The organism is Cytobacillus dafuensis (assembly GCF_007995155.1).
In the GTDB taxonomy this organism is placed as follows: domain Bacteria; phylum Bacillota; class Bacilli; order Bacillales; family Cytobacillaceae; genus Cytobacillus; species Cytobacillus dafuensis.
The window spans coordinates 172,254-192,920 of sequence record NZ_CP042593.1; the positions used below are offsets into that span (position 1 = coordinate 172,254).

General features: G+C 40.4%; 11 protein-coding genes, 8 tRNA genes and 2 rRNA genes. 20 read left to right on the forward strand and 1 reads right to left on the reverse strand.

Going from position 1 to position 20,667, the window contains the following annotated elements:
- Positions 1-204 precede the first annotated feature (204 nt).
- The 11 genes from FSZ17_RS00950 (at position 205) to rocF (ending at position 5,390) form a co-directional block, all read left to right on the forward strand.
- Positions 205-3,139, forward strand: a 23S ribosomal RNA gene (locus FSZ17_RS00950).
- Between the two features lie 67 nt (positions 3,140-3,206).
- Positions 3,207-3,323, forward strand: a 5S ribosomal RNA gene (rrf, locus tag FSZ17_RS00955).
- Positions 3,324-3,334: 11 nt separating this feature from the next.
- Positions 3,335-3,409 (forward strand) — tRNA-Asn (locus tag FSZ17_RS00960).
- A gap of 37 nt (positions 3,410-3,446) precedes the next feature.
- Positions 3,447-3,519: transfer RNA gene (locus FSZ17_RS00965), tRNA-Thr, on the forward strand.
- A 20-nt stretch (positions 3,520-3,539) separates the two neighbouring features.
- Positions 3,540-3,614: transfer RNA gene (locus FSZ17_RS00970), tRNA-Glu, on the forward strand.
- Between the two features lie 4 nt (positions 3,615-3,618).
- Positions 3,619-3,694 (forward strand) — tRNA-Val (locus FSZ17_RS00975).
- Between the two features lie 10 nt (positions 3,695-3,704).
- Positions 3,705-3,780: transfer RNA gene (locus FSZ17_RS00980), tRNA-Thr, on the forward strand.
- Positions 3,781-3,897: 117 nt separating this feature from the next.
- Positions 3,898-3,982, forward strand: a tRNA-Tyr gene (locus FSZ17_RS00985).
- 80 nt (positions 3,983-4,062) lie between these two features.
- Positions 4,063-4,137 (forward strand) — tRNA-Gln (locus FSZ17_RS00990).
- Positions 4,138-4,155: 18 nt separating this feature from the next.
- A tRNA-Lys gene (locus FSZ17_RS00995) sits at positions 4,156-4,228 on the forward strand.
- 265 nt (positions 4,229-4,493) lie between these two features.
- A complete protein-coding gene (gene rocF / locus FSZ17_RS01000; protein WP_057776064.1) occupies positions 4,494-5,390 on the forward strand; it encodes an arginase in 897 nt (298 codons plus the stop codon).
- Between the two features lie 275 nt (positions 5,391-5,665).
- Here the strand turns inward: rocF and FSZ17_RS01005 are convergent, their stop codons facing one another.
- Positions 5,666-5,824: an aspartyl-phosphate phosphatase Spo0E family protein gene (locus tag FSZ17_RS01005; RefSeq protein WP_082625399.1), complete on the reverse strand. Its 159-nt coding sequence runs from the start codon at positions 5,822-5,824 to the stop codon at positions 5,666-5,668.
- Positions 5,825-5,999: 175 nt separating this feature from the next.
- On the opposite strand from FSZ17_RS01005, the gene sigW reads away from it, so the two are divergent.
- From sigW to FSZ17_RS01050, 9 genes are all read left to right on the forward strand, one after another.
- Complete coding sequence (gene sigW, locus FSZ17_RS01010; protein ID WP_057776065.1) at positions 6,000-6,563, forward strand: RNA polymerase sigma factor SigW; 564 nt, start codon at positions 6,000-6,002, stop codon at positions 6,561-6,563.
- A 19-nt stretch (positions 6,564-6,582) separates the two neighbouring features.
- Complete coding sequence (locus FSZ17_RS01015; protein WP_057776066.1) at positions 6,583-7,230, forward strand: anti-sigma factor family protein; 648 nt, start codon at positions 6,583-6,585, stop codon at positions 7,228-7,230.
- 795 nt (positions 7,231-8,025) lie between these two features.
- Positions 8,026-8,853 carry a diadenylate cyclase CdaA gene (gene cdaA / locus FSZ17_RS01020; RefSeq protein WP_057776067.1) on the forward strand — a complete coding sequence of 276 codons (828 nt, stop codon included), beginning with the start codon at positions 8,026-8,028 and terminating at the stop codon, positions 8,851-8,853.
- Positions 8,846-10,114: a CdaR family protein gene (locus FSZ17_RS01025; RefSeq protein WP_057776068.1), complete on the forward strand. Its 1,269-nt coding sequence runs from the start codon at positions 8,846-8,848 to the stop codon at positions 10,112-10,114. Before cdaA ends, FSZ17_RS01025 begins: the two co-directional genes overlap by 8 nt.
- A 37-nt stretch (positions 10,115-10,151) precedes the next feature.
- Positions 10,152-11,504, forward strand: a complete 1,353-nt coding sequence (gene glmM, locus FSZ17_RS01030) for a phosphoglucosamine mutase (protein WP_057776069.1) — start codon at positions 10,152-10,154, stop codon at positions 11,502-11,504.
- A gap of 449 nt (positions 11,505-11,953) precedes the next feature.
- Complete coding sequence (glmS, locus tag FSZ17_RS01035; RefSeq protein ID WP_057776070.1) at positions 11,954-13,756, forward strand: glutamine--fructose-6-phosphate transaminase (isomerizing); 1,803 nt, start codon at positions 11,954-11,956, stop codon at positions 13,754-13,756.
- 927 nt (positions 13,757-14,683) lie between these two features.
- Positions 14,684-16,204, forward strand: coding sequence for a class I SAM-dependent DNA methyltransferase (locus tag FSZ17_RS01040; RefSeq protein WP_057776071.1), 1,521 nt, complete (start codon positions 14,684-14,686; stop codon positions 16,202-16,204).
- Positions 16,194-17,471: a restriction endonuclease subunit S gene (locus tag FSZ17_RS01045; protein WP_057776072.1), complete on the forward strand. Its 1,278-nt coding sequence runs from the start codon at positions 16,194-16,196 to the stop codon at positions 17,469-17,471. Before FSZ17_RS01040 ends, FSZ17_RS01045 begins: the two co-directional genes overlap by 11 nt.
- The gene (locus tag FSZ17_RS01050) at positions 17,472-20,570 is read left to right on the forward strand and encodes a type I restriction endonuclease subunit R (protein WP_057776073.1); all 3,099 of its coding nucleotides are present in this window, start codon (positions 17,472-17,474) and stop codon (positions 20,568-20,570) included.
- The last annotated feature ends 97 nt before the right edge of the window (positions 20,571-20,667 follow it).

The following is a 20,667-nucleotide window of genomic DNA, read 5'->3' on the forward strand; positions in this document are numbered from 1 at the left end:
TAGAAGTATTTCATACTTCTTAAATAAGACGTTTCTTGTTCGTTCAGTTTTGAGAGAATAATCTCTCAAAACTTTTGTTCTTTGAAAACTAGATAATGAAATGAAGAAGAATAACCGAGTAATCGCCATTTTAGTTTTCTCTCTTATTTATTCATTGAGTAAGAGTACAAACCATGAGGACAACGTTAATCGTTGACCGAAGTAGGTTAAGTTAGAAAGGGCGCACGGTGAATGCCTAGGCACTAGGAGCCGATGAAGGACGGGACTAACACCGATATGCTTCGGGGAGCTGTAAGTAAGCTTTGATCCGGAGATTTCCGAATGGGGGAACCCCCTATCCGTAATGGGATAGGATCTTTACCTGAATACATAGGGTATTGAAGGCAGACCCGGGGAACTGAAACATCTAAGTACCCGGAGGAAGAGAAAGCAAACGCGATTCCCTGAGTAGCGGCGAGCGAAACGGGATTAGCCCAAACCAAGAGGCTTGCCTCTTGGGGTTGTAGGACACTCTACACGGAGTTACAAAGGAACGAGGTAAATGAACAGGTCTGGAAAGGCCGGCCATAGAAGGTAAAAGCCCTGTAGTTGAAACTTCGTTCCCTCCAGAGTGGATCCTGAGTACGGCGGGACACGTGAAATCCCGTCGGAAGCAGGGAGGACCATCTCCCAAGGCTAAATACTCCCTAGTGACCGATAGTGAACCAGTACCGTGAGGGAAAGGTGAAAAGCACCCCGGAAGGGGAGTGAAAGAGATCCTGAAACCGTGTGCCTACAAGTAGTCAGAGCCCATTAACGGGTGATGGCGTGCCTTTTGTAGAATGAACCGGCGAGTTACGATTACATGCGAGGTTAAGTTGAAGAGACGGAGCCGCAGCGAAAGCGAGTCTGAATAGGGCGAATGAGTATGTGGTCGTAGACCCGAAACCAGGTGACCTACCCATGTCCAGGTTGAAGTCCAGGTAACACTGGATGGAGGACCGAACCCACGCACGTTGAAAAGTGCGGGGATGAGGTGTGGGTAGCGGAGAAATTCCAATCGAACTTGGAGATAGCTGGTTCTCTCCGAAATAGCTTTAGGGCTAGCCTCATGTAGTAAGAGTCTTGGAGGTAGAGCACTGTTTGGACTAGGGGCCCTCATCGGGTTACCGAATTCAGACAAACTCCGAATGCCAAAGACTTATCCATGGGAGTCAGACTGCGAGTGATAAGATCCGTAGTCAAGAGGGAAACAGCCCAGACCACCAGCTAAGGTCCCAAAGTATACGTTAAGTGGAAAAGGATGTGGAGTTGCTTAGACAACCAGGATGTTGGCTTAGAAGCAGCCACCATTTAAAGAGTGCGTAATAGCTCACTGGTCGAGTGACTCTGCGCCGAAAATGTACCGGGGCTAAACGTATCACCGAAGCTGTGGATTGACATCTACGATGTCAGTGGTAGGAGAGCGTTCTAAGGGCGTTGAAGCTAGACCGTAAGGACTGGTGGAGCGCTTAGAAGTGAGAATGCCGGTATGAGTAGCGAAAGATGGGTGAGAATCCCATCCACCGAATGCCTAAGGTTTCCTGAGGAAGGCTCGTCCGCTCAGGGTTAGTCGGGACCTAAGCCGAGGCTGAAAAGCGTAGGCGATGGACAACAGGTTGATATTCCTGTACCACCTCTTTACCGTTTGAGCAATGGGGGGACGCAGGAGGATAGGGTAAGCGCGCTGCTGGAATAGCGCGTCCAAGCAGTTAGGCTGCAAGCGAGGCAAATCCCGCTTGCATAAAGGCTGAGCTGTGACGGCGAGGGAAATAAAGTACCGAAGTTCCTGAATCCACACTGCCAAGAAAAGCCTCTAGCGAGGGAAAAGGTGCCCGTACCGCAAACCGACACAGGTAGGCGAGGAGAGAATCCTAAGGTGAGCGAGAGAACTCTCGTTAAGGAACTCGGCAAAATCACCCCGTAACTTCGGGAGAAGGGGTGCTCATTTGGGTGAATAGCCCGGATGAGCCGCAGTGAATAGGCCCAGGCGACTGTTTAGCAAAAACACAGGTCTCTGCGAAGCCGTAAGGCGAAGTATAGGGGCTGACGCCTGCCCGGTGCTGGAAGGTTAAGAGGAGGGGTTAGCGCAAGCGAAGCTCTGAATTGAAGCCCCAGTAAACGGCGGCCGTAACTATAACGGTCCTAAGGTAGCGAAATTCCTTGTCGGGTAAGTTCCGACCCGCACGAAAGGCGTAACGATCTGGGCACTGTCTCAACGAGAGACTCGGTGAAATTATAGTACCTGTGAAGATGCAGGTTACCCGCGACAGGACGGAAAGACCCCGTGGAGCTTTACTGTAGCCTGATATTGAATTTCGGTACAGCTTGTACAGGATAGGTAGGAGCCTTGGAAGCCGGAGCGCTAGCTTCGGTGGAGGCATCGGTGGGATACTACCCTGGCTGTATTGAAATTCTAACCCGCACCCCTGATCGGGGTGGGAGACAGTGTCAGGTGGGCAGTTTGACTGGGGCGGTCGCCTCCTAAAAAGTAACGGAGGCGCCCAAAGGTTCCCTCAGAATGGTTGGAAATCATTCGAAGAGTGTAAAGGCATAAGGGAGCTTGACTGCGAGACCTACAAGTCGAGCAGGGACGAAAGTCGGGCTTAGTGATCCGGTGGTTCCGCATGGAAGGGCCATCGCTCAACGGATAAAAGCTACCCCGGGGATAACAGGCTTATCTCCCCCAAGAGTCCACATCGACGGGGAGGTTTGGCACCTCGATGTCGGCTCATCGCATCCTGGGGCTGTAGTCGGTCCCAAGGGTTGGGCTGTTCGCCCATTAAAGCGGTACGCGAGCTGGGTTCAGAACGTCGTGAGACAGTTCGGTCCCTATCCGTCGTGGGCGCAGGAAATTTGAGAGGAGCTGTCCTTAGTACGAGAGGACCGGGATGGACGCACCGCTGGTGTACCAGTTGTTCTGCCAAGAGCATCGCTGGGTAGCTATGTGCGGAAGGGATAAGTGCTGAAAGCATCTAAGCATGAAGCCCCCCTCGAGATGAGATTTCCCATAGCGTCAAGCTAGTAAGACCCCTGAAAGATGATCAGGTTGATAGGTTTGAGGTGGAAGCGTGGTGACACGTGGAGCTGACAAATACTAATCGGTCGAGGACTTAACCAAATTGATTACTCGAATTCTTCTTCAACATTATCTAGTTTTGAGGGAACAAAACCTCAATTTTATACAGTCTAGTGGCGATAGCGAGAAGGTCACACCCGTTCCCATCCCGAACACGGAAGTTAAGCTTCTCAGCGCCGATGGTAGTTAGGGGCTGTCCCCTTGTGAGAGTAGGACGTCGCTAGGCTAAAGAATTATTCCGCAGTAGCTCAGTGGTAGAGCTATCGGCTGTTAACCGATCGGTCGTAGGTTCGAGTCCTACCTGCGGAGCCATTTTTCTAGAAGATCTATTTGAGCAGGTAGTTTTTATGCTTCCATAGCTCAGCAGGTAGAGCACTTCCATGGTAAGGAAGAGGTCAGCGGTTCGAGCCCGCTTGGAAGCTTACCATAATATTATTTAAATGGCCCGTTGGTCAAGCGGTTAAGACACCGCCCTTTCACGGCGGTAACACGGGTTCGAATCCCGTACGGGTCACCAATATGGAGGATTAGCTCAGCTGGGAGAGCACCTGCCTTACAAGCAGGGGGTCGGCGGTTCGATCCCGTCATCCTCCACCATGATTTAAATGCCGGCCTAGCTCAATTGGTAGAGCAACTGACTTGTAATCAGTAGGTTGGGGGTTCAAGTCCTCTGGCCGGCACCATGCTTCTAACTTCCATGAGAAACTTCAGTGGAAGCATGCGAAAAATCCCGGAAGGGATTTTAAGCAGAAGTTTTAAATAGAAGTATAATTTATTAAGAAGCAACACAACTTACAAACGGTGGGGTAGCGAAGTGGCTAAACGCGGCGGACTGTAAATCCGCTCCCTGTGGGTTCGGCGGTTCGAATCCGTCCCCCACCACCATTTTTTATAAAAACTTTAAAAATGGACAAGATAGTATTAGTCCTTTTTATTTTATTCGTAGAAGTATTTCATGAATTCATTGGGCTATAGCCAAGCGGTAAGGCATCGCACTTTGACTGCGACATGCGTTGGTTCGAATCCAGCTAGCCCAGCCATTTTTTTTGAATTAATATGAGCCATTAGCTCAGTCGGTAGAGCATCTGACTTTTAATCAGAGGGTCGAAGGTTCGAGTCCTTCATGGCTCACTCATATTAAATAAAGAAGACTTTTAGGGATCCCTAAAAGTCTTCTTTATTTGTGTTTATAACATCTTGAATTTTCTAAAGTCATTGAAGTTAACTTTGATAGAATGTGGGAGTTTTCAGTTAGTTGATTTTATAAAGACCTTAGTAGTAAAGTAAGGAATGACTCTCGCATATATATTCACGGTTTTGTCGAGTTGAGTCATTTCTTTAAAAGGGGTTAAAATAAAGTTAGAAATGATTTAGGGGTTGAAGGAGGATTTTTTTTATGAAGAAGCTGGCGATTATTGGCATGCCTATGGATTTAGGGCAAATGAGACGTGGGGTAGATATGGGGCCAAGTGCCATTCGATATGCAGGTGTGACGGAGCGTTTAAAAGAGTTATTCGATGAGGTACATGATAAAGGGGATATTGCGGTTGGAAGACCTGAAGTAGAAGTGGACCCTGTTTCAAATCTCCGTAATTTAAATCTAATCGCTGAAAAGACTGAGTTATTAGCGAATGAAGTAGATAAAGCAATTGAAGATAAAGCGTTTCCACTTGTTCTTGGAGGAGACCATAGCATCGCCATTGGAACATTAGCTGGTGTAGCGAAGCATTATAAAAACCTAGGTGTGATTTGGTATGATGCCCATGGAGATTTAAATACAGCTGAGACCTCTCCAACAGGTAATATACATGGAATGCCGCTTGCTGTGAGTATTGGCTTAGGTCACCCATTATTAACAAATGTAGGCGGATATGGTCCAAAAGTGAAGGCCGAAAATATTGTCATAATTGGTGCACGTTCTTTAGATGATGGTGAGCGCGAGCTTATTAAGAAGCATGGAATTAAAGTATATACGATGCATGAAATTGATCGTCTAGGAATGACAAAAGTGATGGAAGAGGCGATTGAATATTTATCGGAAAAAACAGATGGTGTTCATCTATCTCTTGATTTAGACGGTTTAGATCCACATGATGCACCAGGAGTGGGAACGCCAGTCATTGGTGGAATTAGCTACAGAGAAAGCCATTTAGCAATGGAAATGCTGGCTGAATCAGGAATTATCACGTCTGCAGAATTTGTTGAAGTCAATCCTATATTGGATGATAAAAATAAAACCGCATCCGTCGCAGTAGCTTTAATGGGATCATTATTTGGCGAAAAGCTTTTATAAAATAAGTCTGTGTTAAAGCACAGTGTTGAAAATGCTATTTTGTTGTTGATTCTCGCTGCAGGCGCGAGATCCTCGAAAATGCTAACGCATGATCATTCTAGGAAGCTTATTCAATGTCCTGCGGGAGAAGCAAGTCAAAGGGAGACCCCGCAGGAGCGATAGCGACGAGGAGGCTTCCGGACTGCCCGCGATCTGCCTGCAGCGGAAATCAACAGGGAAGTTTAACATGGCCTAAAATAAAAAAACTAAGCAGACACTTTTAATAAGGACATTGCTTAGTTTTTTTTCATATGATTTTCATATAAATTTAGCAATTGATCTAATTTTTTACTCATGTCTAATACTTGCTTATCAGATAATGAAGAATGAGAGGCTAACTTGATCATTTCCTTTCTGCAATCTTCAATGTCTTTTAATAATACATTTTTACACATGAAAATCGTCCTTTTCTATGTTTTACGTACTATCATTCCCGATATGGGAAAATATTAAACCAAGTAAGTAAAAATTTGTTAAAATAGATATATTAAGTATTTTTATTACTAGTGAAACCTTTTTCACTATAGATCGTAATATCAATTAGCCGCATAGAGCGGAGGTAAAATAAAAATGGAAGCAATCGTAAAGAAAAGGATAAAGCAAGTACTTGTAGGGGATCAGGATGCGTATGCAGAAATAGTTGAAATATATAAAGATAAAGTATTTCTCATTTGCTACAGAATGCTAGGGAATAGACATGAAGCAGAGGATATTGCACAGGAAGCTTTTTTAAGAGCTTATGTTAACATTCACAGCTTTAATATAAATTTGAAATTCTCTTCATGGCTTTATCGAATTGCCACGAATCTTTGCATCGATCGTATTAGAAAGAAAAAGCCAGATTTTTATTTAGATGCTGAGGTTGCAGGTACAGATGGGTTAACGATGTACTCACAAATTGCCGCCGATACGAGCCTCCCAGAGGAGGATGTCGAAAGTCTGGAGCTACAGGAAACGATTCAAAGAGAAATATCCAAGCTCCCAGAAAAATACCGTACCGTTATTGTTTTGAAATATATTGAAGAGCTCTCATTGAATGAAATAAGTCAAATATTAGATCTTCCATTAGGTACGGTTAAAACAAGAATTCATCGGGGAAGGGAAGCATTAAGAACCCAATTACGATATGTATAATTTGAAGAGGGTGAGAACTTTGAAGTGTCCAGCAGAAGTGGTTCTTTATATGCACGAATATTTAGATGAAGAGATCTCAGCCGATCATGAACAGGAATTAAGAGCACATCTGCAAAGCTGTAAAGATTGTCAGGCGCATTTTCATGAATTGAGAAAGACAATTGCTCTTGTTCAAAGCATTTCACATATACAGGCGCCATCTAATTTCACTGCAAATGTGATGGCTAAGTTGCCTAAGGAGAAGCGTAAGGTTGGATTTCAGCGCTGGATCAGGCAGCATCCGATGTTTACGGCAGCTTCTCTGTTCCTTGTATTAATGATAGGGAGTTTTTTCTCCTCTTGGGAACAGGATCGTCAATTATCCGTTTCAAAGCAGCCAAACCTTGTCGTTCAAAATGATACAGTGATTGTCCCTGAGGGTGAAGTCGTGAAGGGAGACGTCGTTGTAAAAAATGGAAAACTGCAAATAGAAGGCCAAGTAGAAGGAAATGTGACCGTTATTAACGGTGAAATTAACGGTGAAAAATATTTGGCTTCGGCTGGTCATGTGACTGGAGAAATTAATGAGGTGAATGCTGTTTTTGATTGGATGTGGTATCATATCAAAAATACTGCGAAAGAAATAATAAGTGTATTCGAAGGCAGCGAGCCTGAAACAGTTAAATAATACGAATAACGGAATCTTGCTTAAAAGGCAGGGTTCCGTTTTTTTATTAAAAGGCACTTAGTCAATTCGAGCGGTATCTAATTCATTTATGTTATAATATTGACGTTACTTAGAAACAATGAATTTTTTTTTCTAAATGTCTAGCGATAGCGTCTACCCCTCGAGGGAAATACTTTTAATAATCATCACAGGATCAATCTAAATGTTGATCGTTCAGAAGGCGCCTGTGCTTTTCTTAGCTAAAAGGAAAGTTTAAGTTTATTAACGTACTAAAGCAAAAAGTGATTTCAATTAAATACTGCTAATAAGATCGCATAAGTAAAACTAAGGCCTTCGCCGATAGGACTTGGCGAACGCCAAGTTTTTCTAAGCTAATAAGAAATTTTAAGTTTATTAACGTACTAAAGTAAAAATGTGTTTTCATTTTAATATCTGCTAACAAGATCGCATAAGTAAAACTAAGGCATTCGCCGATAGGACTTGGCGAACGCCAAGTTTTTCTAAGCTAATAAGAAGTTTTAACTTTATTAACGTACTAAAGTAAAAATGTGTTTTCAATTAAATATCTGCTAATAAGATCGCATAAGTAAAACTAAGGCATTCGCCGATAGGACTTGGCGAACGCCAAGTTTTTCTAAGCTAATAAGAAATTTTAAGTTTATTAAAGTACTAAAGCAAAATGTGTTTTCAATTAAATACTGCTAATAAGATCGCATAAGTAAAACTAAGGCCTTCGCCGATAGGACTTGGCGAACGCCAAGTTTTTCTAATAAAAATTATATGGAGGAAAGGATAATGTCGTTTTCAGATTTCTCTATAATGAAATTTTTAGCTAATACTGTTGACATTCTCCTTGTATGGTACGTCATCTATAAACTCATTATGATTGTGAGAGGAACGAAAGCTGTTCAATTATTAAAAGGAATCTTTGTCATACTCCTTGTTAAAGTGATCAGTGATAAATTCCACCTCCAAACATTAGGGTGGATGATGCAACAAGTACTTATTTGGGGATTTTTAGCAATTGCCATAATTTTTCAGCCTGAGTTAAGAAGAGCCCTTGAACAACTGGGAAGAGGAAGATTCTTTTCAAGAACTAGTAATCAAGAAACAGATGAACAGGAAAAATTAATAGAATCGGTTGTAAAGGCCGTCGATTATATGGCAAAACGTCGTATTGGGGCGCTTATTTCGATTGAACGGGAAACAGGAATGGGCGACTATATTGAGACAGGCATTCAGCTTGAATCAAAAATTTCATCTGAATTACTCATTAATATATTTATTCCCAATACACCTCTCCATGACGGGGCAGTGATTTTACAAAAAAATCATGTTGCAGCAGCTGCATGCTATCTTCCATTATCGGAAAGCCCATTTATTTCTAAAGAGCTTGGGACACGTCACCGGGCGGCATTAGGCATTAGTGAGGTGACAGATAGTATTACAGTTATTGTCTCAGAAGAAACAGGAAATATTTCCTTAACGAAAAATGGAGAGTTGCATCGTGATTTAAAATTGAATGCATTTAAAGAGATGCTTTCGAAAGAGTTAGTATCTCAAAACAAAGTGAAATCGACTTCTTCAGCTCGTTGGAATTGGAGGGCGAAGAGAAATGGATAAATTTGATAAGCTTGTAGAAACACGATGGTTTATGAAAATTGTTGCGTTAATTCTAGCATTACTGCTATTCGACTCTGTTTATAACCCTGACAAGGATGTTTCGAATATTAATGTTCCAAGCGATCAAGACTCGGTCGTTCTATCTGATATTCCGGTGAAAACCTATTATGATACAGATAATCTCGTTGTCACAGGTGTTCCAGAAACTGTAGACGTAACCTTAACGGGTCCAATAAACGTTCTTCAACAGGCGAAAGCACAAAAAAATTTCGAAGTATATGTTGATTTGTCGGATGCGGAAATAGGCACTGAAAGAGTTCCGATCAAGGTTCGAAATCTTTCTGATAAGCTGAAGGCAACAGTGGATCCTGCTAATGTGGACATAAATGTACAAGAAAAGGTAACAAAGGATTTCAAGGTGGATGTAGAATTTGATCAAGCGTTATTAGAGGATGGTTATATCTCTGAACCACCTGAAGCAGAGCCGAAGTATGTAACAATCACTGGTGGAAAAGATGTGATTGAAAGAATCAGCTATGTGAAAGCTGTTGTGAATGTAAAAAGGCCAATTAAAGAAACAGTTAGAAGAGAAGCCCAAATCCAAGTATTAGATCGAGACATGAATAAGCTTGATGTTATGTTGAATCATGATACGGTCGATGTGATTATCCCTGTCAAAAGCTTAAGCAAAACAGTACCGATAAGGATCATCGAAAAGGGAAGTCCACCAGAAGGCGTCACGATTAATAATATCTCACTTGATGTAAATGAGGTAAAAATTTTCGGAAGCCAAGAAGCTTTAGACCGGACGGAAAATGTTAGAGTGGAAGTGGATGTTAGCCAGATAAATGGAGATACAGAACTGACGGTGCCTGTTATCATCTCAGATGGAATCAATGAAGTGAATCCGAAAGTTGTGAAGGCAACAATTAGTACTAGTGTGAATCAATCAGATACGGGCCAAGATGAAGAGAAAGTTGAAAGCAAAACATTTTCAAATCTCCCTATTCATCTAACGGGCCTTTCCAATCAGTTTGAGGCATCCGTTCAATCACCTCCTAATGGTGTTAGTCTAACGGTTACAGGAAAAAGCGGGTTGATTGAGCAGCTAAAAGCAAGTGATTTCCAAGTTTTTCTTGATTTATCTAATTTAACTGAAGGCGACCATGATGTAAAAATTAAAGTAAATGGCCCAGAAGATGTGCAGTGGAAGCTGGCAACGGAAGTAGCAAAAGTATCAATTACACAAAAGGAAGTCTAATATATAGAACACAAAAGGATAAGGAGAGAATAATCAAATGGGAAAATATTTCGGTACCGATGGGGTGCGTGGAGTTGCTAATAGTGAGCTCACACCTGAATTAGCTTTTAAATTAGGCCGTTTTGGAGGATATGTTCTGACAAAGGATAAAAGTCGTCCAAAGGTGTTAATTGGGCGTGATACTCGTATTTCTGGTCATATGCTTGAAGGGGCACTCGTTTCAGGATTATTATCGATTGGTGCGGAGGTTATGCGTTTAGGCGTGATTTCAACACCAGGAGTTGCATTTTTAACAAAAGCCCTAGGAGCGGAAGCAGGTGTCATGATTTCAGCATCCCATAACCCTGTGGCAGACAATGGGATTAAATTTTTCGGTCCGGATGGATTTAAGCTTTCTGATGAGCAAGAGGCTGAGATTGAAAGTTTTATGGATTTAGAAGAAGATCAGCTTCCACGACCTGTTGGAGCAGAGATTGGACAAGTGAATGATTACTTCGAAGGCGGACAGAAATACCTTCAATTTTTGAAGCAAACCGTTGATGAGGATTTCTCTGGCATTCATATTGCATTAGATTGTGCGCACGGTGCCACTTCCTCTCTTGCTTCTCACTTGTTTGCTGATTTAGATGCAGATATATCCGTGATTGGAGCTTCTCCAAATGGATTAAATATTAATGATGGGGTAGGAAGTACTCATCCAGCGACACTTGCTGCCTTCCTAAAGGAAAAGGGAGCGGATGTTGGTTTATCCTTTGATGGGGATGGCGATCGCCTCATTGCGATTGATGAAAATGGAGAAATAGTCGATGGCGACCAAATTATGTATATTTGCGGAAAATACTTGAAGGAACAGGGCAGATTAAGACATAGTACCGTTGTTTCCACTGTGATGAGTAACCTTGGTTTTTATAAAGCATTGGAAGCAAATGAAATTCAAAGTATCCCAACTGCCGTCGGCGATCGTTATGTTGTAGAAGAGATGAAGAAGAATGGCTATAATCTTGGAGGAGAGCAATCAGGCCATATCATTTTCCTTGATTATATTACTACAGGTGATGGACTTCTTACTGGCCTTCAGCTCGTTAACATTATGAAAATGACCAAGAAGTCATTATCAGAGCTAGCGAAAGAGATGAAGAAATTCCCGCAAAAGCTCGTTAATATTCGTGTAACGGATAAACATCATGTAACAGATAATGAAAAAGTAAGTGCCGTCATTTCTGAAGTAGAGAAGGAAATGAATGGAAATGGACGAATTCTAGTTCGCCCTTCTGGAACGGAGCCGCTTGTTCGGGTTATGGCTGAAGCTCCAACTGAAGAGCTATGCAACTCCTATGTAGAAAGAATAGCAGCTGTCGTCGTAGAGGAAATGGGTTTAAAGGAAGAGTAAACAAGCTATGCATAAGGGAACGAAATGGTTCTCTTATGCATATTTTTATAGTAGGAATCATTTCCGCATTTCTTAGTTGACTTAAGAGTTTTGCTTGTTGTATGATATTAATGTTTTTCACCTCTTCATGTTGAAAGGAAAGGTGGGCAGAGGTTTAATCAAATATAAGCGCCAGGACTAATCCGCGGACGACAAATGGATTAGTTGACGAGGTGGGGGTTTATCGAAGTTTTCGGCGGATGCCTCCCGGTTTCAAGCAAACCGATATCTCATCTTTAAAACATTAGGGTAACCTAATGCACAAAGGGATGGGAATGCTAGTAGAGGAGCCGGATGCAAAGCATTCTGGTATTGAAAAACTAGAAAAATGAATTCATTACATTACAGAGATAAGGGGCAAGAATGTCCCTTTGGCTTCTTGCCCCTTCTATTTTAGGAGGAACAGAAGTATGTGTGGTATCGTAGGATATATTGGAAATAATGATTCGAAAGAAATTTTGCTAAAAGGCTTAGAAAAGCTTGAATATAGAGGGTATGATTCAGCAGGAATCGCTGTTTTGAATGAGAGTAAAGTCCAAGTTTTTAAAGAAAAAGGCCGCATTGCCGATTTACGCAATACTGTAGATTTTGATGTTCTTGCCCATGTAGGGATTGGTCATACTCGTTGGGCAACACACGGAGTGCCAAGCACGGTAAATGCTCACCCGCATCAAAGTACATCTGGCCGTTTTACCCTTGTTCATAATGGTGTCATCGAAAACTATGAAAGCTTAAAGCGTGAATACCTGCAAGGCGTTTCTTTTATTAGTGATACAGATACAGAGGTTATCGTTCAGCTGATTGGATTATTTGCTGGCGAGGGATTGGCAACTGATGAAGCGTTCCGTAAAACGCTGACACTATTAAAAGGCTCCTATGCACTTGCGCTTTTAGACGAGCAGGACAATGAAACGATTTACGTTGCAAAGAATAAAAGCCCGCTTCTTGTTGGCTTAGGTGAAACATTTAATGTTGTCGCATCAGACGCAATGGCTATGATTCAAGTAACAGATCAGTATGTTGAACTAATGGACAAGGAACTGGTCATCGTGAAAGAAGATAAGGTAGTCATCCAAAATTTAAATGGCGAGATCATTACTCGTGATCCATATACGGCGGAATTAGACGCAAGCGATATTGAAAAAGGCACATATCCTCACTATATGCTGAAGGAAATTGATGAGCAGCCTTTAGTGATGCGTAAGATCATTCAAAATTACCAAGATGATCAAGGGAACTTAACCATTGACCAAGAGATCATTGATGCAATGAATGATGCCGACCGTATTTATATTATTGCTGCGGGAACATCTTATCATGCTGGATTAGTTGGGAAACAGTTCATCGAAAAGATGGCTAAAATTCCAGTGGAAGTCCATATTTCCAGTGAGTTTGGCTATAATATGCCTTTACTTCCTGAGAAGCCGCTATTTATCTTTATTTCTCAGAGCGGAGAAACAGCTGACAGCCGTGCGGTTCTTGTGAAAGTGAAGGAAATGGGCTATAAAGCCATCACCATTACGAACGTACCAGGTTCTACATTATCACGTGAAGCGGATTACACGCTATTGCTTCATGCAGGCCCGGAAATTGCAGTTGCTTCTACAAAGGCTTATACAGCTCAGCTGGCCGTTTTAGTCATTTTGGCAGAGGTAACAGCAAAGCGCCGTGGAATGAAGCTAGGACTTGATCTAGTTCATGAGCTAGGAATCATCGCAAATGCTATGGAAGTGCTTTGCAATGAAAAAGAAGAATTTGAATCCATTGCCCGTGAATTTTTAACAGTTACCCGCAATGCATTCTTCATCGGCCGTGGATTAGACTTCTACGTTGGCCTTGAAGGTGCACTTAAACTGAAAGAAATCTCTTATATTCAAGCTGAAGGATTTGCTGGCGGCGAATTAAAGCACGGTACGATTGCTTTAATCGAAGAAGGCACTCCAGTAATCGCCTTAGCAACACAAGAAAGTGTTAATTTAGGTATCCGCGGCAACGTACAAGAAGTAGCTGCCCGTGGAGCATACGCGTGCATTATCTCCATGAAAGGACTGGAAGCGGAAGGAGATACCTTTGTGATTCCAGAAGTGCACGATCTATTAACACCTCTTATCTCTGTTATTCCATTACAACTCATTTCTTACTATGCTGCCTTACACCGTGATTGTGATGTTGACAAGCCAAGGAATTTGGCGAAGAGTGTTACGGTGGAGTAGGGTGTAGTGTGGGAAAGATTATTTTTGTGGATTTTAATATAAAATGTCACAAGTTTTAACTTAAAATGACACAAGATTTTAACATCGTGTGACATAATAAATAAATCCATCTATGTAATTTAGAATCGTGATAAGTGCCTTGGCACTTTATCACGATTCTTTTTTTGTTTAAAAAATCTAACTGAGGAAAGAAGCTACACAATAAATTCGATAAAAATAAAAAACTGGGCATTTGAATTAACTATTCTTCTCATTGCTCAGTTTTTTATTTCAGCAAAAGTACATCTATATAATTTTGCCTAGCCTAGTACCACCGCTATTGCAGTTAGGGCAATTAGTTGAAAAGAAACCAGAGTTTGCACATACATTACAATATGTTTTATTGCAATCATAACACTTGTATACCTCTACATCTTCTTCATTACAACCACAGTTCATACACATAGCAAAGGTTGATGCCATAGTAATCTCCTCCTTAAATGGTATTGGTTTTTATTTTCATTAAAATTATTTCCAATAAAAACGCTGAAATATCCCTTTTAGTAATTCATACACTTTTCCCTTCCATGCTTCAAATTTGTTGAATCCCTATTCAGTTTGGATAGGGATTTTTTTCTTGATTCTCAATTCTGAATTCATATTTCTGAATCTGTATTCACCTTCCACCGTGGATTATATTAATATCTATAAATGCTATGAAGTCGTTTAATGTGGATATTGTCGAACTGAATATGGATAATCACCTTTAAAAGATATAATCAACATTAAGCTATTAATACCTTTATTGCGGTGTAAAAAATGACAACAATAGCAATTTTGAGTTACTGTTTTTAATTTAGGTAAATTATTACCAAAAGCTGAATTTTACTGTACAATTATATTTATATTTGACACTGCAAGAGTAGGATTGACTAGGAGGATATACATATGGCAACAGCAAATATTGGTTTTGAAGAACAATTATGGAGTATGGCGGATAAATTACGTGGTTCAATGGATTCGGGTGAATATAAAAACGTTGTATTAGGATTATTATTTTTGAAATATGTATCAGATGCATTTGAAGAAAGACATGCGGAACTTGAGGCTGATGAATTTGCAGATGCAGAAGACCGAGATGAATATGTGATGGACAATATCTTCTGGGTTCCAAAAGAAGCACGCTGGTCATTCATTAAAGATAACGCAAAGAAGCCGGAGATTGGGCAGATTATTGATAAAGCTATGATTGCAATAGAGAAAGAGAATGCTTCTTTGCAAGGTGTTTTACCAAAAGATTACGCACGTCCAGCACTAGATAAAGTACGTCTTGGAGAAACAATTGACTTATTTTCTTTCAAAGTAGGGGATGAAGAAAGTCGTTCAAAAGATGTATTAGGACGAGTATATGAATATTTCTTGAGTAAGTTTGCGAGCGCTGAAGGGAAAAATGGCGGTGAGTTCTATACACCATCCTCAGTTGTTCGTCTGTTGGTTGAAATGCTAGAGCCATATAAGGGACGTATTTATGACCCTTGTTGTGGTTCAGGTGGGATGTTCGTGCAAAGTGAAAAATTCGTTGAAGAACATCAAGGTAAACTAGGGGATATTGCAGTTTATGGTCAAGAATCAAATCCTACAACGTGGAAGCTTTGTAAAATGAATTTAGCTATTCGTGGTATTGATGGAAACATTGGTACGCACAATGCTGATACTTTCCATAATGATTTACATAAGGGCTTAAAGGCAGATTATATTTTAGCCAATCCACCATTCAATATTAAAGATTGGGGTGGGGATAAATTACGTGAAGATGTTCGATGGCAATATGGTACACCGCCAACAAGCAACGCGAACTATGCATGGATTCAGCATATGGTTTCAAAGTTAGCACCAGCAGGAACAGCAGGTTTTGTGTTAGCAAATGGTTCGATGTCTTCTAATACTTCTGGTGAAGGCGAAATTCGAAAAAACTTAATTGAAGCTGATTTAGTGGAGTGTATTGTAACGTTACCAGGGCAATTGTTTTATTCCACACAAATTCCTGTTTGTATTTGGTTTGTATCGAAAAACAAATCAAAAACAGGCAGGCGTGCTCGTAACGGGGAGATTCTATTTATTGATGCGCGGAAACTTGGCTTCATGGCAGACCGCACCCATAAAGAATTTACTGGCGAGGACCTCAAGAAAGTTACTAATGCCTTCCATTCATGGCGTGGAACGGTGGATGAACAATATGAAGATGTTCAAGGTTTTTGCAAAGCAGCAACGCTTGAAGAAGTACGAAACAATGATTACATCTTAACGCCTGGTCGTTATGTAGGATTAGAAGAAGCAGGAGAAGATGGGGAACCATTTGAGGAAAAAATGGCTCGTTTAACAAATGAGTTATCAGAGCTATTTGTGAAATCAAAAGAGCTAGAAGACCAAATTCGCCAAGCTTTAGGGGGAATTGGGTATGTCATTTGAAGTATATGAATTAGGTGACTTATGTGATATTCGTTCAAGTAAACGAATTTATATGAAAGATTATGTAGAAGATGGTATCCCTTTTTATCGTTCTAAAGAAATTATTCAAAAAGCTAATCAAGAAAATATCTCTACAGAGTTATTTATATCAGAACAACAATTTTTAAGTATTAAAGCAAGGTATGGAGTTCCGATTGAAGGTGATATTTTACTTACTTCAGTAGGGACATTAGGCATCCCTTATTTGGTGGATGCTTCAGATAAATTTTATTTTAAAGATGGAAATTTAACATGGTTTTCTAATTTTGATAAAAAGTTAAATAATAAATTTTTGTATTATTGGTTTACCTCTAATGTAGGAAAATCTGAAATTGATAGAATTACGATTGGTTCCACTCAAAAGGCTTTAACAATGGTTAATCTTAAAAAAATTATGATTTCTATTCCACCATTAAATATACAAAATACTATTGTTCATACTTTAGAAAGTATCAGTAGAAAATTAACGAATAATTTATCAATTATTCGAAATTTAGAAGAGGTTTCACAAACCATCTTCAAACGCTGGTTTATTGATTTTGAGTATCCGAATGAGGAAGGGCAACCCTATAAATCAAGTGGTGCCAAGATGGTGGATAGTGAGCTAGGGGAGATACCAGAGGGATGGCAGCTTGGAACTATAGGTGACATAGGTTCTATAATAGGTGGGGGAACTCCGTCTAAAAAGGAAGAGTCTTATTATACAGAGAATGGTATTAGCTGGATTACACCAAAAGATTTATCAAATAATAAATCGAAATTTATTTATCGTGGAGCTATTGATATTACAGAATTAGGCTTGGCTAAAGGTAGTGCTAAATTAATGCCAGAAGGTTCTGTGTTATTTAGCTCTAGAGCACCTATTGGTTATATTGCTTTTGCGGGTAAAGAAGTTACAACGAATCAAGGCTTTAAATCCGTTGTATGTGATAAAGGATATTCTAATTATTTTATATATTTTGTTTTACATCAGATGTTACCAACAATTGAAGCCAACGCTGGGGGTTCAACATTCAAGGAAATTTCTGGTCAAGGTTTAAAGTCAATTGCAATAGTTCTTCCACCAGTTAATTTAGTTCGAGAATATACTAATGTTGTAAAGGCTTTTTTTGAACAGATTAAAAGTACAGAATTTGAGAATTTTAATTTAATAAATATTCGAAATTCTCTACTTCCAAAACTCCTCTCAGGAGAGATTGAAATACCAGACGAAAGTGTGGTGGTTTAGATGTTTAAGTATCTAGAGTCGGATTTAGAGGAAGCCACTTTAGAATGGCTAGCTGAGTTGGATTATTCCATCTTAGCTGGTCCAGATATTGCTCATGATGGTGAGTATCCGGAACGGGACAGTTATCAAGATGTAGTGCTATATGAACGATTAACGGAATCACTTCGACGGATTAATCCGAATGTCCCGATGAATGCTATTGAGTTGGCAGTTCAGAGAATTGCAGCGAACGATTCACCGAGTTTGGTTGTGAACAATGAAAAATTTCATCGTATGGTGACAGAAGGATTAGATATTGAATTGCAAGGCACAGATGGTTACAATCCAACGGAAAAAGTATGGTTGTTTGATTTTATACGTCCTGAAAATAATGATTTTTTGGCAGTGAATCAGTTCACAATTATTGAAGGAAATCAAAATAAACGTCCTGATGTGCTTGTTTTCGTAAATGGTTTACCTTTAGTAGCGATTGAGTTAAAGAATGCAACAAATGAATCAACAGGCATTTCAGAGGGCTATAATCAGCTTCAAACCTATAAGCAAGCCATTCCTTCTTTATTCCGTTACAATGCTTTTTTAGTATCGAGTGATGGGGTAAACGCTCGTGTCGGTTCTTTAACGGCAAATGAAGAACGTTTTATGAAATGGCGGACAATTAATGGACTTGAACTTGCTCCAACATCTCTTTCACAATTAGAGGTTTTGTTAAAAGGAATGCTCGAACCAAGTCGGTTTATGGATATCTTACGCAACTTCATTTTGTTCCAAACAGATGGAGAGAATACATACAAAATTTTAGCTGCTTATCATCAATTCCATGCTGTGAATAAAGCGGTAGACAAAGCGAAAGTAGCAGTACAAGGAGACCATAAAATTGGGGTTGTGTGGCATACACAGGGCTCTGGAAAGAGTTTATCGATGGTGTTCTATGCTGGAAAGCTTATCCAAGCTATGAACAATCCAACGATTGTGGTGTTGACTGACCGTAATGATTTAGATGACCAACTGTTTAATACGTTCTCGATTTCGAATGGGATTTTACGTCAAACACCGAACCAAGCAAATAGTCGTGATGAACTTCGAAAATTACTGTCGGTCGAATCGGGAGGTATTATTTTTACTACGCTACAAAAGTTTTCCCCTGATGAAGATACAGGCATCATGCCTTGTTTAACGGACCGTTCGAACGTCATTGTCATGGCGGATGAAGCCCACCGTTCCCAATATGGATTCGGGGCAACTATTCGTGGGAACGACGCGGAAACGAAGTATGGATTTGCGAAATATGTTCGTGATGCTCTTCCGAATGCTTCGTTTGTGGGCTTCACTGGAACACCTGTGGAGGCAACAGATAAAAATACACCTGCTGTTTTCGGTGAATACATTGATATTTATGATATGACGCAAGCTGTTGAAGATGGTTCAACAGTGAAAATCTTTTATGAGAGTCGTATTATTCCACTGGATTTACCGAGTGACCTTCGATTAGATGATGAGTATGAAGAAATCACTGAAGACCAAGAGCAATCCGTAAAAGAACGTTTGAAGTCGAAATGGTCAAGACTTGAAGCATTAGCTGGAGCTGAATCAAGAGTAAAACGTTTAGCTGAGGATATTGTAAAACATTATGAAGAACGACAACAAGCGATGTTCGGGAAGTCGATGGTGGTCGTGATGTCTCGTCGCATTGCGATTGATTTGTATAAAGAGATTGTGGCATTGCGTCCAGAGTGGCATTCCGATGACGATGACAAAGGCGTGATTAAAATTGTCATGACAGGAGCTTCAAGTGACCCTGTAGAATGGCAACCGTTCATTGGGAATAAAAAGAGGCGTGAGTATTTAGCAAGACGTATGAAAGATATTGAAGACCCGTTACAAATCGTCATTGTGCGTGATATGTGGCTGACAGGATTTGATGTTCCAGCAATGAACACTATGTATATCGACAAGCCAATGAAAGGACATAATTTAATGCAAGCCATTGCTCGTGTAAATCGTGTGTTCAAGGACAAGCCTGGTGGATTAATTGTTGATTATATTGGTATAGCAGAAAGCTTGAAAGAAGCGTTGCATCAATACACGGAAAGTGACAAAAATACTGCCGGTGTGGATACATCTGTTGCGGTGAATATCTTGCTAGAGAAGCATGAAGTGCTTATTGAAATGTTGTATGAACATGATTATAGTGGCTATTTATCTGATAAGGCAACGGTCCGAATGAATGCCATTATTTCAACGATGGACTTTGTTCTCGGTCTGGGTGAAGAAGAAAAGAAACGTTTTTTAACGACGGTAACAGAACTTTCTAAAGCGTTTGCTTTATGTGCCACTACACCAGAAGCACAGGAACTAAATGCAGTAATTGGATTCTTTAAGGCTGTAAAAGCAAGTCTAGTAAAGAGCATTGGCGACGGTAGCAAGAAGAAAACGAACGCTCAAATGGAAGCAAGAATTAATCAGTTGATTTCGAGGTCGGTCATTTCAGAAGAAGTAGTGGATATTTACGAATCACTTGGCTTAGAGAATCCGGATATTTCAATTTTATCAGATAAGTTCTTAGAAGATGTGAAGGCAATGCCTCATAAGAACTTAGCGGTTGAGTTACTGAATCGTTTGTTAAACGGGAAAGTGAAAAGTGTGCAGCGAACGAACTTAATACAGGCTCGTAAATTTTCCGAAATGCTTGAAGGAGCACTCAACAAATACAATAAGAGAGCGATTGAAACGTCAAGGGTTATTGAAGAATTGATTGCATTGGCTAAGGAAATGGATGGGGCATATAAACGAGGAGAGCAAACAGGTCTTGTTAAAGAAGAAATTGCCTTTTATGATGCACTAGCATCACATGAAACAGCAGAGCAAGTATTAGGCGATGATACACTTAAACTCATCGCACACGAGCTTTCAAAGTCGATTAAAGTGAATATGAGCATTGACTGGAACCTACGTGAATCCGCAAGAGCTAAAATGCGAGTAACTGTGAAGAGACTCTTAAAGAAATACGGTTATCCACCAGATTTACAGAAGGAAGCAGTAGAGACAGTAGTTAAGCAGGCTGAGTTGATGGCACAAATGGAGTTTGAACTAAATATCTGAGTTAATAACTACTTAAAATCAAACAGTGTTAAGATGGGTGAAAAGAGTATTGTTTGTTTACCAATATCTTCTAATGTTTATATGTGGAATACCCGCA

Excerpts from the sequence above, each read along its gene's own strand:
- rocF (WP_057776064.1), top strand. The coding sequence starts at position 4,494 with ATGAAGAAGCTGGCGATTATTGGCATGCCTATGGATTTAGGGCAAATG.
- glmS (WP_057776070.1), top strand. The coding sequence starts at position 11,954 with ATGTGTGGTATCGTAGGATATATTGGAAATAATGATTCGAAAGAAATT.
- FSZ17_RS01005 (WP_082625399.1), bottom strand. The coding sequence starts at position 5,824 with ATGTGTAAAAATGTATTATTAAAAGACATTGAAGATTGCAGAAAGGAA.
- FSZ17_RS01045 (WP_057776072.1), top strand. The coding sequence starts at position 16,194 with ATGTCATTTGAAGTATATGAATTAGGTGACTTATGTGATATTCGTTCA.
- FSZ17_RS01025 (WP_057776068.1), top strand. The coding sequence starts at position 8,846 with ATGGATAAATTTGATAAGCTTGTAGAAACACGATGGTTTATGAAAATT.
- glmM (WP_057776069.1), top strand. The coding sequence starts at position 10,152 with ATGGGAAAATATTTCGGTACCGATGGGGTGCGTGGAGTTGCTAATAGT.
- cdaA (WP_057776067.1), top strand. The coding sequence starts at position 8,026 with ATGTCGTTTTCAGATTTCTCTATAATGAAATTTTTAGCTAATACTGTT.
- FSZ17_RS01040 (WP_057776071.1), top strand. The coding sequence starts at position 14,684 with ATGGCAACAGCAAATATTGGTTTTGAAGAACAATTATGGAGTATGGCG.
- sigW (WP_057776065.1), top strand. The coding sequence starts at position 6,000 with ATGGAAGCAATCGTAAAGAAAAGGATAAAGCAAGTACTTGTAGGGGAT.
- FSZ17_RS01050 (WP_057776073.1), top strand. The coding sequence starts at position 17,472 with ATGTTTAAGTATCTAGAGTCGGATTTAGAGGAAGCCACTTTAGAATGG.